Raw genomic sequence first — 14,686 nt, forward strand, 5'->3', positions numbered from 1 at the left:
GCCAGAAAAATTCATTCTGACGGCTTTTTAAATCCGAATTCCGAAATCAAAAATCCGAAATCAAATCTTCTCGAATATTCTTCTGAAGCTCGTCGCCTCAGCGATTCGTCCATGTAGTTCAGAAATAGCAACTCGCTCCTGTTCGGTGGTGTCTCGGTGACGGATGGTGACGGTATTGTCTTCCAAGGTCTGATGATCTACCGCAATACAGAACGGAGTTCCGATCAAGTCCTGACGGGTATAGCGCTTGCCGATTGAACCGGAATCTTCATAGATGATGTTGAAGTCGTACTTCAAGGCATCCACGATTTCCTGAGCTTTCTCCGGAAGGCCATCCTTTTTCACGATAGGTAGAATGGCAGCCTTAACCGGGGCTACTGCTGGATGGAACTTCAAATAGGTTCTGCTTTTCTCTTCTGTTTTCTCCTCTGTATAAGCGTTGCAAAGTGTCAACAAGAACAATCGGTCTGCACCAATTGAAGTCTCGATCACGTACGGGATATAGTTCTGATTGATCTCCGGATCGAAGTACTGCTGCTTTTTCTTGGAGTATTCCTGATGAGATTTCAAGTCAAAGTCGGTTCTTGAGTGGATACCTTCCACTTCTTTGAATCCAAACGGAAACTCAAACTCGATGTCCATAGCTGCATTGGCGTAATGTGCCAACTTTTCGTGGTCGTGCTTGCGGAGCTTTGCCGCAGGCGTACCCAAAGCCAAATGCCATCTCATCCGCGTATCGGCCCACTTTTGATACCAGTCGAGCTCAGTGCCAGGACGCACGAAAAATTGCATCTCCATTTGCTCGAATTCGCGCATACGGAAGATGAACTGACGGGCTACGATCTCGTTTCTGAAGGCTTTTCCGATCTGAGCGATTCCGAAAGGAACTTTCATTCGAGCCGTCTTCTGCACATTGAGGAAGTTCACAAAAATCCCCTGAGCAGTTTCCGGACGGAGGTAGATTGTGGAGGCATCTTCGGCTACTGAACCCACTTGCGTGGAAAACATCAGGTTAAACTGACGCACATCAGTCCAGTTGGAAGTACCGGAGATTGGGCATTTGATGCCTTCGTTGGTGATCAGGTCGCGTACTCCGGCCAGATCTTCGGCTTCGAGAAGTCTAGCCAAAGCAGCAGTCAGGGAATTGGCTTTTTCCACCTGACCTTCATTTTCCAACTTGGCAGCATGTTCTTCCACTAGCACATCGGCGCGGTAGCGCTTTTTGCTGTCCTTGTTGTCGATCATAGGATCGTTGAAAGAATCCACGTGACCGGAAGCTTTCCAAGTGGTCGGATGCATAAAAATCGCTGCATCGATCCCGACGATATTGTCGGATACGCGGGTCATGGTTTCCCACCACAAGCGCTTGAGGTTGTTTTTTAATTCTACTCCATAAGCCCCGTAATCGTACACAGCTTGCAAGCCGTCATAGATCTCAGAACTAGGGTACACAAATCCATACTCTTTGGCATGGGAAATAATATCTTTCAATTGGGCGTTTTCGCCGGGAGTTTCTGTCTTTGCCATAGGGCGCAAAATTAAGGAAACAATTTGATTTGAAGCGTGAACGGATCAAAAGGAAAGTTAGGTTTTCCTATCAAAACGAAAGATAAAAGGCCACAAAATCAAAGAAAATGTGGCCTTTTGGAAAATTTATTGAATTACCTAAAGGTGTACTTAAACCCGATTCCTCCTCTGAGGTAGCTTCCATAATCGTTGTAAAAAATCGGAGCAGCCTCAATCAAGAATCCAAATTTTTTCGATGAGAAGGGCTTGATCAGCACTCCAAATGGAATGGCAAAATAAGTGTCGTCGTAATAGCGGTCTCTCCTGGGATGGTAGTGATCAAAAAGTCCTAATCCTAATCCGAAATAGGCGTTTACCTCACTTTTTTGGACGAAGTTGTAGCCTCCGACTAGCTCTAATCCCAGTTCCTCGCCCAATCCCAAGCGACCATCAAAGAAGAAGTCCTTATCCGGGTCTGTTCCTACTGTGATGAAGTTTCTCGTGTTTTGAAAATTCATCCCAACGCTGACTTGAGCTTTAGATATAGACGTCGCTCCTGCAAGAAGAAAAAGGAATACAAGTAGTTTTTTCATGGTAAATAATTGTTGGTTGGAAGTCTATGAAGACAAAGTCCAAGCCAATTTTGATTACCAAGTACCTTCCTGCTGATTGATTTTTCTACCTTCTTGAGCTGATAAAAATGCTGCTTCTATGATTTTTAATATGGTAATGGTTTGTGCGGCAGTAACTTTCAAAGGTTCTTTTTGGTAGATGGCATTAGCGACATTTTGGTAAAAAATTCGATAATCTCCTTTTTCGGTCGGCAGGGGTCGAGTTTCAGTTTCTAGGTAAAGTTTTCCCCAACGCTCCTCGAAATCCACCCCCCAATTTTCTCCTTCGGGCTTTTTTCCGTCTTTAAAGGCTTGTTCTTGTACATCTAGGTAAAACTTCTGGAAGCTTCCTTTTTCTCCCAAAAGCAAAAATTTGGGTGAGGCCACATTGACTAAAACTCCGGCGGTTACTCTTGCTTTAAAGCCTGGATAAAAGAGCGAAATGTCGAAATAATCATCGGAAACTGCGTTTGTCCGCTGCTTTTGGATATCTGCGAAAATGCTTTCGGGTTTGCCGAAAAGCAACACAATCTGGTCAATCAAATGGACTCCCAAATCATAGGTGATTCCATTGCCGGGGACATCTTTTTCCCGCCAGTTTTCTGAAACCTGGGGTCTGAATCGATCAAAATGGGATTCCACATAAACCAGCCTTCCAAGTGTGTTTTCCGCCACGATTTTCTGAAGAGTACGAAAATCCCCATCAAAGCGTCTATTGTGAAAAACACTCAGAATGACCCCTTTTTCTGTTGCCAAACGATCTAGCTCCTCGGCTTCCCAAGAGTGAACGGTGATTGGTTTATCAACCACGACATGTTTACCTGCCAATATGCACTGCTTGGCCATCGGGAAATGATACTCATTAGGGGTGGTGATGCAGATTAAATCTGCAGCATCTGCCTCGAGTAGCTCATCCAAACTTCGAAAGGTTCGAACATTTGGGTATTTTTCTTGGCAACGGGTCCCGTTTCGCTCGACAACAGCTACCAATTCTAAATCTGGACAAACTTCGATCAAAGGCGCGTGCATCTTTTCGGCCACAGATCCATAGCCGATAAGTGCCGTTCGTATTTGCTGACTCATAGGGGAGGGTTAAATATTCATTTCATTGACCTTGTTGATCAGGTCCATGAGTGAGTTGACTTGAAGTTTTTGATTGATATTTTTCCGGTGTGTTTCCACAGTTTGGATGCTGAGGTTAAGCTCATCTGCAATATCACGATTGAGCATTCCATCGGCAATCATTTTCAGAATTTGAGTTTCTCGACGAGAAAGTCGGTATTTATCTCGAAAAGCATCGAAGAAAGGGCCTTGATTGGCTTGCTGGATGACACGTTGAAAATTTTTCACATATCGTCCCTCATACACCTCCGTGATGGTAAAAATCAGTTCGTCCGGATCGGCATCTTTTAGAATAAATGCATCTGCTCCCAATTGCATCACTTCTTTGAAGATTTTTTCCTCATCGTACATGGAAAGTACAATGACTTTGATCGCAGGGAAATGTTTTTTGCAATGTTTTAATACACCGAATCCATCAATGATTGGCATATTTAGATCAGTCAATACCAGGTCTACTTCTTCTTCCGTAAGGTATTCCAAAAGTTCTTTTCCGTTAGGAAAAACGCCCTGAACCAAAAAGCCACTATGTTCTTCGATCAAGCCTTCTAGACCTTTCGCAAATAGTTTATGGTCATCTGCAAGCGCAATTCGAATCATGGATAAGTGGGATCGGAGTTTAAGAAGGGAGAAGTTAATCTACCGCGCTTAATTTGCCAAGGTTAATTTGATAGTTGTGCCATTTCCGGGGCTAGATGTCAAAGAAAATGTTCCTCCGATGGTTTCCATTCGTTTTTTTAAGTTGGTCATGCCACTTCCTTTAGATGGTAAACTGGTATCAAATCCGGCCCCATCATCTTCAATGTGCAAGGAAAAATTGGAAACCCAAACGCGAATGGATGATGGAGAAGCGTGTTTGATCGCATTGTTCAGGCATTCCTGAATCACTCGAACCAAGACCAATTTTTGATCTTTTTCCAGAATGGCTAAGGATTGATCGGATTCAAAGGAGGTTTGACAAAATCCCGTCGTTTGGATTCGCTGTAGCTGTTGACGGATAAAATCATCCAGAGAAAGGGATTCCAACCAGTCTAAATTCAGAGATTTGGATAGGCCTCGCACTTCTTGGATGATTTGGTTGATCAGTTCTTTCCCTTCTTGGTTTTTTTCTGCTCGAGAGGAATTCAAATTGAGTTTGGCCAGAGAAAGCAGCTGACCAATATTGTCATGAAGCTCCCGTCCTACATTGGAAAGGGTCTCCTGCTGGATTTCGTTCTCGATATTGAGGAGAGTTCTTTCGTATTCCGCCTGGATGAGTTCAAGCCTTCTGCGGTTTTCAGCTTGCCTTTGTCGATGTAGGATAACCATTGCGATGATAAAGGTTCCCATTAAAGCAGCCAAAAAGGCGCCCGAAAACAAAATGAAAGTGATTTGACTATTTTCAGGACTCATGGTGAAAATCGTTTTATTCCTGAGCTCAATGAGCTTGCCATCACGGCTATCAAAAGGACATATAGAACTTGACTAACCTGGCTAAATAAGATGTATAAAGATTCATTGTTCATAGCCAAATAGGGGTAAGCAATATCGGCTAAGAAAACGACCGCACTTTGAAAGAGAATCAGGGTTATGGACCAAAAATCCCAATTCCGAAGAGGGTTAATAGTGAGAAATTTTGGATTTGAAATAAGATCCAAGAAGTATAGGCCACTTGTCAAAATTAAGAGCGTATTTCCAAGAAAGTAGATCGTGGTCTGAAAACCATATAAGGGCTCCAGTTTTAAAACCATTAATATGGCGCAGGTCAGTACGAATCCTCCAATGAAAATCAGCACCAATTTTTTTCGATTTGGGGTCTGAATTTGGTGCCTGAGGTAGATCAAAAGAAGAACTTTGGAAATTTGGTAATTAAATAAATTATAGGCCCAGAGGTTCCATCCTTGAAAAGGCGTGTCAGTAATTAATTCGTGGAAAAACTGGTTTAAGGGTTTATCATAAAGTAAATAGATTGAAAAATTTTCATAGAAGGTAACTAATTCAATAAATAAAAATGGTAAAAGAAATCTTGACTTTGTTTTCTTTTTATTAGGTAGGACTATAAAAAGAACCAAAGTCAAGATTCCTAAGATGTTGACTAAAAGGACATAAGGTGTCTCGTAAAGTTTTTTAAAATATTCGATTATCACCTTTACTACTCAATTACTGACAGACAGGAGGACAAAGCATACCTCGATCGTAGTATCCACCATTGGTATCAGTTACTGCGTCATTTTCAGAACTTTTGATCATCGGAGAATAGACCATTCCCAATCTTCCTACATAGGCTTCGGCATCAGGGCCATAAAATTTTTCAGCAACTTCCTTCGTGTATTCGGTGAAGTAAAATCGAAGGCCTTGGACACCTTCCTGATTGAGGGCTTCGAAAAGATCCTCTTTGGTGTAATAAATCCAATTAGTCTGGTCGTCGATGTCTTTACCATTGGATTTGGCGGACTTCCCCTTTTTAATTTCTTGATCGTACTTGGCTTTCATTTGCTCAAAGTCCTCTTGTGAGATCTTCATTTAAAATAAGTTTAAGATTAAAATTTGATTGATTAAAAGATGGTCAAAAGATAGCATTTTTAAGAACGAGGGGAAATAAAAAAGGAGCGGAATTTCCTCCGCTCCTTTTTATGAGATTGAGCTTAATTAGGCCGTTTTCTTAGCTTCTTTAGCTGCATTTTCATTGTCCAATTCCTTCTTCATCAAGTCTACTACGATAGGTGTAGCGATGTAGATGGAAGAATAGGTACCTACGGTAATACCGATAAACAAGGCGAAAGAAAATCCTCGCAATACTTCACCACCGAAGATCAACAACACGATCACCACGATAAGGGTAGTGAATGAAGTAATCAAGGTTCTTCCTAGGGTTTGATTGATCGCATCATTGAATACTTTGACCAACTTGTGTGTTCCTCGGTTTTCGATGTTTTCTCGGATACGGTCAAATACAATCACGGTATCGTTGATCGAATAACCAATTACCGTCAACACTGCAGCAATAAATACCTGATCAATTTCGAAAGTTGCTCCAAACGTACTTGCAATGGCAAAAGCAGCGATCACAAACAAAGTATCATGTACCAAGGCCACAATAGAAGCCAAGGAGAATTGCCACTTTCTGAATCGAATCAAGATGTAAAGGAAGATCGCGATTAGAGCTGCAATCATCGCTTCTGCAGAAGATGCTTTAATGTCATCTGCCACTGTTGCGCCTACTTTAGAAGAACCAGTGATTGAGAATTGTTTGTCTGCGATTTGCTCCGCATTATCCACGTAAGAGAATCCGGTTACATTGGCGATACCTTCTTTTACTTTGTTTTCAACTTCTAAGTTTGAAGCGTCGTCGTCTTCATTGATCAAGTAAGAAGTAGTCACTTTGAGAACGTTGTTAGCCCCATATGTTTTCACTTCTACTGAGCCATCAAACTCCCCATCCAATCCTACTTTTAGGTCAGAAGGAACTACAGCTTCATTGAATGCGACGATATAAGATCTACCTCCTGTAAAATCTACCCCGAATTTCAATCCATTGATGGCTGCAAGTGCAAGACCTACCACGATAATGCCAGAAGAAATCAAGTAAGCAATCTTACGCTTTCCAAGGAAATCGATATTGAGTGCTGTAACTGAATTTTTGGCAAATGGAGCAGAGAAATTGATTTTGCTCTTGTCACCTTTTTTAGTCATCCAAGAGATGATCACTCGAGTAATGAATACTGATGAGAAGAATGAACAAGCAATACCGATCATCAATACGATGGCAAATCCTTTTACTGGACCTTGACCCAATGCATAAAGGATTGCGCCCGTCAAGAATGTAGTTACGTTTCCATCCAAAATCGCAGAGAATGCTTTGCTATAACCTGTGTTGATAGCAGCCAAAAGGCCCACGCCATTTCGAAGCTCTTCTTTGATACGCTCAAAGATCAAAACGTTGGCATCAATCGACATACCGATGGTCAACACGATACCTGCGATACCTGGCAAGGTCAAGGCTGTACCTAACTGAGCCAAGATTCCAAGGATGAAGAAGATGTTAAATACTAGCGCAGCAATTGCAACAAATCCACCTTTTGAGTAATAGGCGATCATAAACAATACCACAAGCACCAACCCAGCAATCATAGAGATGATCCCTTGATTTTGAGCTTCTTTACCCAAAGTTGGACCGATGATGCTTTCTTCTACAATTTGAGTAGGGGCAGGTAGCGAGCCAGACTTCAGGATGTTTGCTAAGTCTTGTGCTTCAAGCAAGGTGAAGTTTCCTGAAATTTCAGACTGTCCGTTTGGAATTTCACCATTTACAACCGGTGCAGTGTACACATAGTCATCCAATACTACAGCGATTCTTCTTCCTACATTTTCAGAAGTAAGTTTTCTCCACTTACGTGCACCTTCCGCATTCATTTGCATGGATACGGCAGGACGTGAAGTTTGATCCAAGGTCTGACGAGCATCTGTGACTACATCTCCTTCCAATGGAGCTTCATTGGTTCCTCTTGCAGTTTTGATCGCATAAAGTTCCAATACCTCTGTTCCATCTTCAGCTTGGGTTGGTTTTACGCCCCAAAGCAATTTCAAATCTCTAGGTAAGAATGACTCGTAACGCTCATTCTTAATAATTCTGTTTACCAAAATAGTATCTCTTACATCGTACACCAAGCCATAGTTGGCCTTCATCAAACTGATTAAAGGTGATACATCAAGAGTTTGGTTCAATGGGTCGATTTGCTCCAATTGCTTCTCTAAAGCATTTCTCAAGGAGTCTTCAGAAGAAAGTGGCTCAGCTGAAGCAGAATCCAAGGGAGCCATTTTGTTAGCTTTTTGGTCAGCTACCCAAGCAGAGTTGATCGCTTCGATTGATCCGCCATATTCGTTCAATTCCAATACTTCCCAGAACTGAAGCTTAGCTACACCTTGAAGCAAGTTTCTTACACGCTCTTGGTTATCTACCCCTGGAAGTTCGATTTGAATTCTACCTGAACCTGCGATTCGTTGGATGTTAGGTTGAGAAGTACCGAATCGGTCGATACGAGTTCTAAGGATGTTGAAAGATCGTTCGATCGCATTTTCGATTTCGGTATCGATGATTTCCAAGATCTCAGAATCGCTTGATTCCAAAGAAATACGGCCACGGTTTGCAGCGGTAGCGAAAATGCTGCTTAGATTTTTTCCAGCATTATTTTGTTGCCAAGCGCTGTAGAACAAGTCAACAAATTTGGAATCAGAAGTTTTAGCTGCCTGACGAGCATCATCCACGGATTTGTTGAACAATTCATCCTTTGGATTACCAGCAATACCTTTTACGATTTCTACAGGAGATACCTCTAGGGTAACATGCATCCCACCTTGAAGGTCAAGTCCGAGTCCTAGCTCAGTTTCTTTAACTTCCTGATAGGTGTAGTCAGCACCTAGAAAATTGTAAACAGGCTGTCTCCATACGGAGTCGAGGTAGGCTCTTTTTTTGCCAAAATCGATATTTCCTGAAGCGTCAGTAGCATAGTCAGTTGCTTTTTGCTGGACGCCATTTGATACAAGTGTGAACGACAGGTAGTACAAGCACAGGGCCGTAATAATCACTGTCAAGAACACAATGACACCTTTGTTTTGCATAATTGATTGAATTAGATATGAATTGTTTTTGAAATACAGAATTGATCCTGATTGAAAAATCAGAATAGAACTAGGGCGTAAAAACTGGAATTAGGGAGCTTGGGTAGATATTATCTGCTCAAAAAGTATCTCAATCAGCTGATTGGGAATAAATGCTGAAACAGCATGATGCTTAGGAAGCTGAAATTCGAATTGAAAAACTTGGTAAATCAGATGCATGGTGATTTCGCCTACCTGAACTGCAAATGGAACAACCGCATCAACCGCTACAGACAAAAAAGTCTGATCTGGATTTTGAGCATTTTGCTCGGTTTGGCTAACCTGATGGTCTTGGGGCAGGTATTCGACACTAGACACAAACAAGCAAAGCAAGAGCGCCATCACTAAAGTGACTCGCTGCTTCCAAAGATTTGTCCGTGTTATAGTTCGTTTCATGCGCGGCAAATATAGAAAGAATTTGATTTTTAAACGGTTTGCCTTGGTTTTTTTGGTTATTGTCCCGACTTGGCTCTCAAATAGGTTCGGATGACATCCAGTGCTCGATCAAAATTGGAATTGTTGGGAACAATCAAATCTGCCTCACTCTTAAAAGGCTCGATGTATTTCTCATAAGTAGGCATGACGTGCATTTCATACCGATAAAGAACATCATCCAAGTCATAGCCACGTTCCACTTTGTCACGAATGATTCGACGCTTGAGTTTGATGTGATCTTTTGCATCAATAAAAACCTTAAGATCAAGCAGCTCCGCCAATTCTGGATAATACAATACAAAAATACCCTCTACTACGACCACCGGGGCCGATTCGAAGGTCAACATTTTTGGCTTTTTTGAGGAATTGTTGAACGTATATTCCTCCCGATAAATGGTTTCTCCGTTTTGGATTTTACGGATGTCCTCAGCGTATTGCTCAAAATCAATGCTGTGCGGCGTGTCAAAATTGTGAACTCCTTGAGCATCGATGGGCTGAAGATGTCTTGGCTTGTAGTAGTTATCTTGAGAAATAAGACAAACCTCCCCGGGTTCGAATATGCTGAGCATACGCTCAAGAAATAACGTTTTTCCTGAGGCAGAACCTCCAGTAATCCCGACGATGAAGGGTTTTTTCATGGGGAACAAAGTTAATTTATTTTTACCTTCAACTCAGAACTTTCTTTGGTTCAAAAATTCAATCAGCGCTTTTACAGCTTTTCCGCGATGTGAGATTTCATTTTTTTCTTCCAAAGAAAGCTCAGCAAAAGTTTTATCAAATCCCTCGGGTTGGAAAACCGGATCATAGCCAAAGCCCTTTTCTCCAACACGTTGGTGAATAATTTCACCTCTCGCCACCCCTTCGAAGGTGTATTCCTCTCCATTCAGAAGCAAGGCAATGATGGTTCGAAACTGGGCGTTGCGATTGATCTTTCCCTCCATTTTCTCCAAAAGCAAGTCGATATTTCGCTCATCGCTTCGTGGCTCTCCGGCAAATCGACCCGAATACACTCCTGGGGCTCCATCCAAAGCATCTACTTCCAGGCCTGTATCATCCGCAAAGCAATCCACTCCAAAGTGGTCTTTAACATACCGAGCTTTTTGAAAAGCATTGTGATCAAGCGTATCGCCGGTTTCGGGAAGTTCCTCATCACAACCTATTTCTTGAAGAGAGACGAGCTGAAATCCAGGGCCAAGGGCAGCTTTTACTTCTTCGATTTTCTTTTTGTTGTTGGTAGCAAAGCAGATTTTCATGGCAGTAAAAATAGGTAAAAACAAAAATGGAACCTTCCACTTTCCTTGCCAAGCATTCCCTAAGAATGTTGTGGTGCATGGATAGAAATCTTTATTTTCGATCATGAAAAAAATTACAGTTTACTGCGGTTCCAAATCAGGCAATGACAAAGTTTACACCGAAGGGGCTCAGGCCTTGGGAAGAGAATTGGCCCGTCGGGACCTTTCGCTGGTGTATGGTGCAGGTCATGTAGGTTTAATGGGAGTGATTGCGGATGAAATGCTGGCCGCGGGAAAAGAGGTTTTGGGAGTTATTCCACAAAAGCTTGTAGATCGAGAGGTGGCGCATCATGGTTGTACCGAGTTGATTATTGTGGAAACGATGCGTGATCGCAAGTGGCTGATGGCAGAACGTGGCGATGGATTTATTGCCATGCCAGGAGGGATCGGGACCCTTGAGGAACTTTTTGAAATCATGACACTCAATCAGCTACACTATATCCAAAAACCTTTGGCACTTTACAATGTCAATGGGTATTACGACAAGCTGATCGACTTTCTCAATCATGCCATGGGCGAGGGATTTCTATACCCAGAGCAGGAGGAAATGTTGATTATCTCGGATAATCCTTCGGATTTGCTGGACCAAATGGCACATTATCAATCCAAAGTTCAAGGCGATTGGTAAGAAAAAAGGAAGGCGATGAGCCTTCCTTTTCTAAGTATTTGCTATGGGGGTTTACAACGAATTTTATTCTCTTACCCATCCCACTTTATCCGCGATGGGCTCGCGCTTTCCAGCAGGCCAGTTGTCAGTGGCGGGCTTGGCAACATAGAAAAAGCCCATCAGCATATCTTCGCCTTCCAGTCCAAAGTCTTCTCTCGCTTCGGGCCAAAAAGTGGGTCCGCCAGTTCCCCAGTAGCAAGCCAACCCATGGGCACAGGCAGTGAGATACATATTTTGTACTGCCATAGCCGTGGCGGCAATTTCCTCCATTACAGGAATGCCAGAACCTTCGGTCCGCTTCATCAGGATGGCGATCACATGAGAAGCTTTGGTTGGGTTTTCTTTGAATTTTTGGTAGGTGGCTTCGATAAATGGAGTACCGTTTTTCTCCGCTCGCATCTTGTACATTTCGGCCTGATAGTCACCAAATTTCTTCAAGCCCTCACCGGTGTAGACAATAAATCTCCAAGGTTGGGTGAGTTTATGTGTTGGTGCCCAGTTGGCGTTTTCGAGCATTTCCTCAATAATGGAGTCCTCAATTGGGTCATTTTCTTTGAATTGAGCGACAAACATGGATCGACGGCCACGGATGATTTTGGTAACCTCTTCGGTATTGAAATCGGGTTTTTGCATGGTGATGGTTTGGATTTACACTGTTGGAAAATTAAGCGAGATTGATTGAAAAAAGGGTCCTTTCCATTTAGAATAATTCAATTAGCCAAAATAGCATTCGATCACAACGGCAAGTGGTATCACACATTCTTCTGTCCAACCTGATTCGGGATTGCGATAATAAACATATACCGTTTCAGATTTTGGTTTGCGAATAAGAACAAAGGCGTAATTCGAGTAAATGATGGGTTCTGCTATGTAGACCGTCGACTCATCCTCTCTCTTTCTTTTCAATTTTGTCTTTGAGCTAAGTTTATTTTTATCTAAAAATTTGACAGAGAGCTCTGAACCTAACTCCGGAAGCCTATCCAATACAGCTGGTAATTCCTCATCAGTAAATTTATAAAGCAATAAAAATTCCTCCGATTTTAGTTCCAATAAGCGATCTATCCAGGAAGGATCTCCAATGGATTGATGAAATAGTTTGAATTCATCATTTTTGTTTTTATGATAGGTCAAACTTAGTAATTCATACTGATCATCAGTCAGCTCTTTAGAGGTAGACTCACTTTGTGCGGTGGCAAAGTTTATGTTGATTCCTAGGAAAAAATAAAGACTGAAACAGATTAACAAAATGAATGGACTTTTTACCTTTTCTCCTGTAGGCATTTCCATGTGTAGAATTAATTTCTGGCCTAATCTTGTTTTCATTTTATTACAAAAAGTAAAGCCATAAGTTTGACTAGGCATATTTCAACTTCTGCTCCCGATCTGCTGCAAATGCTAAGCTACCTTTCAGCTGATCTAATGTCAACTCCGGAAAATCGGCAATTATATCATCCATACTCATTCCAGAAGCCATCCAGCCTAGGACATCAGACACACTGATGCGAGTCCCCTTAATACAGGGTCTTCCAAATCGGATATTGGGGTCGATGCTTATGTAATCCAAATAATTCATAGGCTATAATTTACGGATGTTTTTTGGATTGGTCTGAAATTTCATCGTCTTTCCAATCGTTTTCCGGATCCGAAAGAAATGATTCGTCCTCGAAAACATCTGGGATTAAGAGCTGGTCATCAACCGCCTCATTCATTTCCTTAAAAGCCTCAGCCCAGCCTTTTCGTGGTTGATTTTTTTGTGCTTCTTCCATGATCTTTACTTCAACATCCCCTCCAAAAACCTCCTCACATCTTTGGCCAAGGCATCGAAATCCTCTTGTCGGTTGTACATCATGTGGCCGGCTTCGTAGTAGGTCATTTCGATCCGTTCCTGAGGAAAATTATGGCGTGCAAAGGTATATTCCGCGTCAAAAAACGGGGTGATCAAGTCATAATACCCATTAGCAACCATCACTTTCATCTGAGTATTTCTGTGCATGGCTTCACTTAGAGCTCTTGCGGTACTCACATAGCTGGGTTCCCAATAGGCTCCATCAGGTACCGGCTTCCAGTTCCAACTGCCACCCATTCCTTCGGCTGAGGTGAAATAGGGGCGATCCAGCGTCACTTTCAGATCTCGCATCAGGTAGTCGTTGAAAACGGCAGTATAAGCAGCTCCCGTCATGTAACCGGCCGGGTCTCCCAAAACCGGACCTTCGGCTACTTTGTCTGTCTCGGTGGCCAAATACCTTCCGTCCAAGGTTCCGATGGCTTTTCCCTCTTCCCGAAGGAGTTCCTTTTTGAAGCGATGCATCAGAATCTGATTATCCGAGCGGAGAATGTATGCCTTGTCTAAACCGGTGAAGTAGGCTAGTTTTTCTGCAATGGCTTCTTTCTGTGCTTGGGTTTGCTTTTCCCCAAGGAAAAGGGAAGTCAAATACTCTCCATAGGCAAATTCTCTCGCTTCTTGCGCAAAAGCTTCAATCGTTTTTCCTTTTCCCGCCCTTCCATGATACCATGCAGTCACCGCTTGAGAAGGAAGGTAGGTAAAAAAGGAAGTGAGGTTATCCTCCCAGCTCGAGGAACCAGCGTAATCCAGAGCCTGGGAAATCAAAATAATGCCATTCAAGGCCATGGTTTGTCCGCTACCCTCTAATACCTGTGCAACTTTTGCTGCGCGGGTGGTTCCAAAGCTTTCCCCGGCCATAAACTTTGGTGCTTGCCATCTGCCATGTTGCGTCACCCAAGTGCGCATAAACTGAGCAACGGATGTTGCGTCCTCATTCAATCCCCAAAAATCTGAGGTCTTGCCTACGCCTTCTACTTGGCTAAACCCCGTACCGATCGGATCGATAAATACCAAATCCGTGAGGTCCAAAAGTGCCTGAGTGTTTTCCACAAATCGATAGGGTGCGGCACCGTCATCCGTCTTGGCTTCTGAGTCAGTTTTCACCACCTTGGGACCAAAGAATCCCACATGTAGCCAAATACTTGCCGAACCTGGACCTCCATTGAAGATAAAGAGTACAGGTCTCTTGGAAGAGTCAACACCCTCGCGGATATAGGAAGTAGACCATAGTGATCCGGTCACTTCTCCTTTGGAGTTTTTTAGAAAAGTCTCCCCAACGACTGCTTTATAAGTGATTTTTTGACCATTGAAAGTTCCGCTATGAGTAGTTTCAAATTTTTGAGGATCCCGAGGAACCCACTTGGATTCAGTGTTTTCTTCTTGAGAAAAGGAAACTATAGATATAAGCAGACAAAGAAGTAAAATCGAGATTTTTCTCATAATTGAATTTTTAAAGATAGCTGTTCAAATATTTCAAAGATATGCCTAAAGCAAGATAGCAATATCGGGAAGCCTATCTCAATTTATCCCACGGAGCATTTCTTGTTTATGAAAAGATATTGTAGAAGATATTTTT

The 14,686-nt window shown here is 42.5% G+C and carries 16 protein-coding genes; 1 reads left to right on the top strand and 15 read right to left on the bottom strand.

The window, feature by feature from the left end; all coding sequences use genetic code 11:
• Nucleotides 1-60: 60 nt before the first annotated feature.
• The 10 genes from AO498_RS03660 to AO498_RS03710 all read right to left on the bottom strand — a co-directional run bounded on the left by AO498_RS03660 (nt 61) and on the right by AO498_RS03710 (nt 10,561).
• The gene (locus AO498_RS03660; RefSeq protein WP_067543875.1) at nt 61-1,527 is read right to left on the bottom strand and encodes a glycine--tRNA ligase; all 1,467 of its coding nucleotides are present in this window, start codon (nt 1,525-1,527) and stop codon (nt 61-63) included.
• 134 nt (nt 1,528-1,661) lie between these two features.
• On the bottom strand, nt 1,662-2,099 hold the full coding sequence (locus AO498_RS03665; RefSeq protein ID WP_067543878.1) for an outer membrane insertion C- signal: 438 nt from the start codon (nt 2,097-2,099) through the stop codon (nt 1,662-1,664).
• A 54-nt stretch (nt 2,100-2,153) separates the two neighbouring features.
• Nucleotides 2,154-3,200 (bottom strand): oxidoreductase, encoded by a 1,047-nt coding sequence (locus tag AO498_RS03670; protein WP_067543896.1) that lies wholly within the window; start codon nt 3,198-3,200, stop codon nt 2,154-2,156.
• A gap of 9 nt (nt 3,201-3,209) precedes the next feature.
• Entirely contained in the window at nt 3,210-3,836 is a 627-nt protein-coding gene (locus tag AO498_RS03675; RefSeq protein WP_067543898.1) for a response regulator, read from the bottom strand.
• Between the two features lie 48 nt (nt 3,837-3,884).
• On the bottom strand, nt 3,885-4,628 hold the full coding sequence (locus tag AO498_RS03680) for a sensor histidine kinase (protein WP_067543900.1): 744 nt from the start codon (nt 4,626-4,628) through the stop codon (nt 3,885-3,887).
• A 747-nt stretch (nt 4,629-5,375) separates the two neighbouring features.
• Entirely contained in the window at nt 5,376-5,738 is a 363-nt protein-coding gene (locus tag AO498_RS03690) for a hypothetical protein (RefSeq protein WP_067543904.1), read from the bottom strand.
• Nucleotides 5,739-5,864: 126 nt separating this feature from the next.
• On the bottom strand, nt 5,865-8,834 hold the full coding sequence (gene secDF, locus AO498_RS03695; protein ID WP_067543906.1) for a protein translocase subunit SecDF: 2,970 nt from the start codon (nt 8,832-8,834) through the stop codon (nt 5,865-5,867).
• A gap of 90 nt (nt 8,835-8,924) precedes the next feature.
• A complete protein-coding gene (locus tag AO498_RS03700) occupies nt 8,925-9,269 on the bottom strand; it encodes a hypothetical protein (RefSeq protein ID WP_148660180.1) in 345 nt (114 codons plus the stop codon).
• Nucleotides 9,270-9,325: 56 nt separating this feature from the next.
• Nucleotides 9,326-9,946 carry a uridine kinase gene (gene udk / locus AO498_RS03705; protein WP_067543910.1) on the bottom strand — a complete coding sequence of 207 codons (621 nt, stop codon included), beginning with the start codon at nt 9,944-9,946 and terminating at the stop codon, nt 9,326-9,328.
• Between the two features lie 33 nt (nt 9,947-9,979).
• A complete protein-coding gene (locus tag AO498_RS03710) occupies nt 9,980-10,561 on the bottom strand; it encodes a non-canonical purine NTP diphosphatase (protein ID WP_067550225.1) in 582 nt (193 codons plus the stop codon).
• Nucleotides 10,562-10,664: 103 nt separating this feature from the next.
• On the opposite strand from AO498_RS03710, the gene AO498_RS03715 reads away from it, so the two are divergent.
• Nucleotides 10,665-11,228 (top strand): LOG family protein, encoded by a 564-nt coding sequence (locus tag AO498_RS03715; protein WP_067543912.1) that lies wholly within the window; start codon nt 10,665-10,667, stop codon nt 11,226-11,228.
• A 63-nt stretch (nt 11,229-11,291) separates the two neighbouring features.
• On the opposite strand, the gene AO498_RS03720 is transcribed toward AO498_RS03715, so the two are convergent.
• The 5 genes from AO498_RS03720 to AO498_RS03740 form a co-directional block, all read right to left on the bottom strand.
• Nucleotides 11,292-11,900, bottom strand: coding sequence for a nitroreductase family protein (locus AO498_RS03720; RefSeq protein WP_067543914.1), 609 nt, complete (start codon nt 11,898-11,900; stop codon nt 11,292-11,294).
• 81 nt (nt 11,901-11,981) lie between these two features.
• Nucleotides 11,982-12,590, bottom strand: coding sequence for a hypothetical protein (locus AO498_RS03725; protein WP_148660181.1), 609 nt, complete (start codon nt 12,588-12,590; stop codon nt 11,982-11,984).
• A gap of 31 nt (nt 12,591-12,621) precedes the next feature.
• A complete protein-coding gene (locus AO498_RS03730; protein WP_067543918.1) occupies nt 12,622-12,840 on the bottom strand; it encodes a DUF433 domain-containing protein in 219 nt (72 codons plus the stop codon).
• A 10-nt stretch (nt 12,841-12,850) separates the two neighbouring features.
• The gene (locus AO498_RS17305) at nt 12,851-13,033 is read right to left on the bottom strand and encodes a hypothetical protein (RefSeq protein WP_067543920.1); all 183 of its coding nucleotides are present in this window, start codon (nt 13,031-13,033) and stop codon (nt 12,851-12,853) included.
• A gap of 5 nt (nt 13,034-13,038) precedes the next feature.
• A complete protein-coding gene (locus tag AO498_RS03740; protein ID WP_067543922.1) occupies nt 13,039-14,550 on the bottom strand; it encodes a S10 family peptidase in 1,512 nt (503 codons plus the stop codon).
• Nucleotides 14,551-14,686: the final 136 nt, after the last annotated feature.

The organism is Algoriphagus sanaruensis, assembly GCF_001593605.1.
GTDB lineage: Bacteria > Bacteroidota > Bacteroidia > Cytophagales > Cyclobacteriaceae > Algoriphagus > Algoriphagus sanaruensis.

Coding starts and splice junctions, on each gene's coding strand:
- AO498_RS03660 (WP_067543875.1), bottom strand. CDS start 1,527: ATGGCAAAGACAGAAACTCCCGGCGAAAACGCCCAATTGAAAGATATT.
- AO498_RS03665 (WP_067543878.1), bottom strand. CDS start 2,099: ATGAAAAAACTACTTGTATTCCTTTTTCTTCTTGCAGGAGCGACGTCT.
- AO498_RS03670 (WP_067543896.1), bottom strand. CDS start 3,200: ATGAGTCAGCAAATACGAACGGCACTTATCGGCTATGGATCTGTGGCC.
- AO498_RS03675 (WP_067543898.1), bottom strand. CDS start 3,836: ATGATTCGAATTGCGCTTGCAGATGACCATAAACTATTTGCGAAAGGT.
- AO498_RS03680 (WP_067543900.1), bottom strand. CDS start 4,628: ATGAGTCCTGAAAATAGTCAAATCACTTTCATTTTGTTTTCGGGCGCC.
- AO498_RS03690 (WP_067543904.1), bottom strand. CDS start 5,738: ATGAAGATCTCACAAGAGGACTTTGAGCAAATGAAAGCCAAGTACGAT.
- secDF (WP_067543906.1), bottom strand. CDS start 8,834: ATGCAAAACAAAGGTGTCATTGTGTTCTTGACAGTGATTATTACGGCC.
- AO498_RS03700 (WP_148660180.1), bottom strand. CDS start 9,269: ATGAAACGAACTATAACACGGACAAATCTTTGGAAGCAGCGAGTCACT.
- udk (WP_067543910.1), bottom strand. CDS start 9,946: ATGAAAAAACCCTTCATCGTCGGGATTACTGGAGGTTCTGCCTCAGGA.
- AO498_RS03710 (WP_067550225.1), bottom strand. CDS start 10,561: ATGAAAATCTGCTTTGCTACCAACAACAAAAAGAAAATCGAAGAAGTA.
- AO498_RS03715 (WP_067543912.1), top strand. CDS start 10,665: ATGAAAAAAATTACAGTTTACTGCGGTTCCAAATCAGGCAATGACAAA.
- AO498_RS03720 (WP_067543914.1), bottom strand. CDS start 11,900: ATGCAAAAACCCGATTTCAATACCGAAGAGGTTACCAAAATCATCCGT.
- AO498_RS03725 (WP_148660181.1), bottom strand. CDS start 12,590: ATGAAAACAAGATTAGGCCAGAAATTAATTCTACACATGGAAATGCCT.
- AO498_RS03730 (WP_067543918.1), bottom strand. CDS start 12,840: ATGAATTATTTGGATTACATAAGCATCGACCCCAATATCCGATTTGGA.
- AO498_RS17305 (WP_067543920.1), bottom strand. CDS start 13,033: ATGGAAGAAGCACAAAAAAATCAACCACGAAAAGGCTGGGCTGAGGCT.
- AO498_RS03740 (WP_067543922.1), bottom strand. CDS start 14,550: ATGAGAAAAATCTCGATTTTACTTCTTTGTCTGCTTATATCTATAGTT.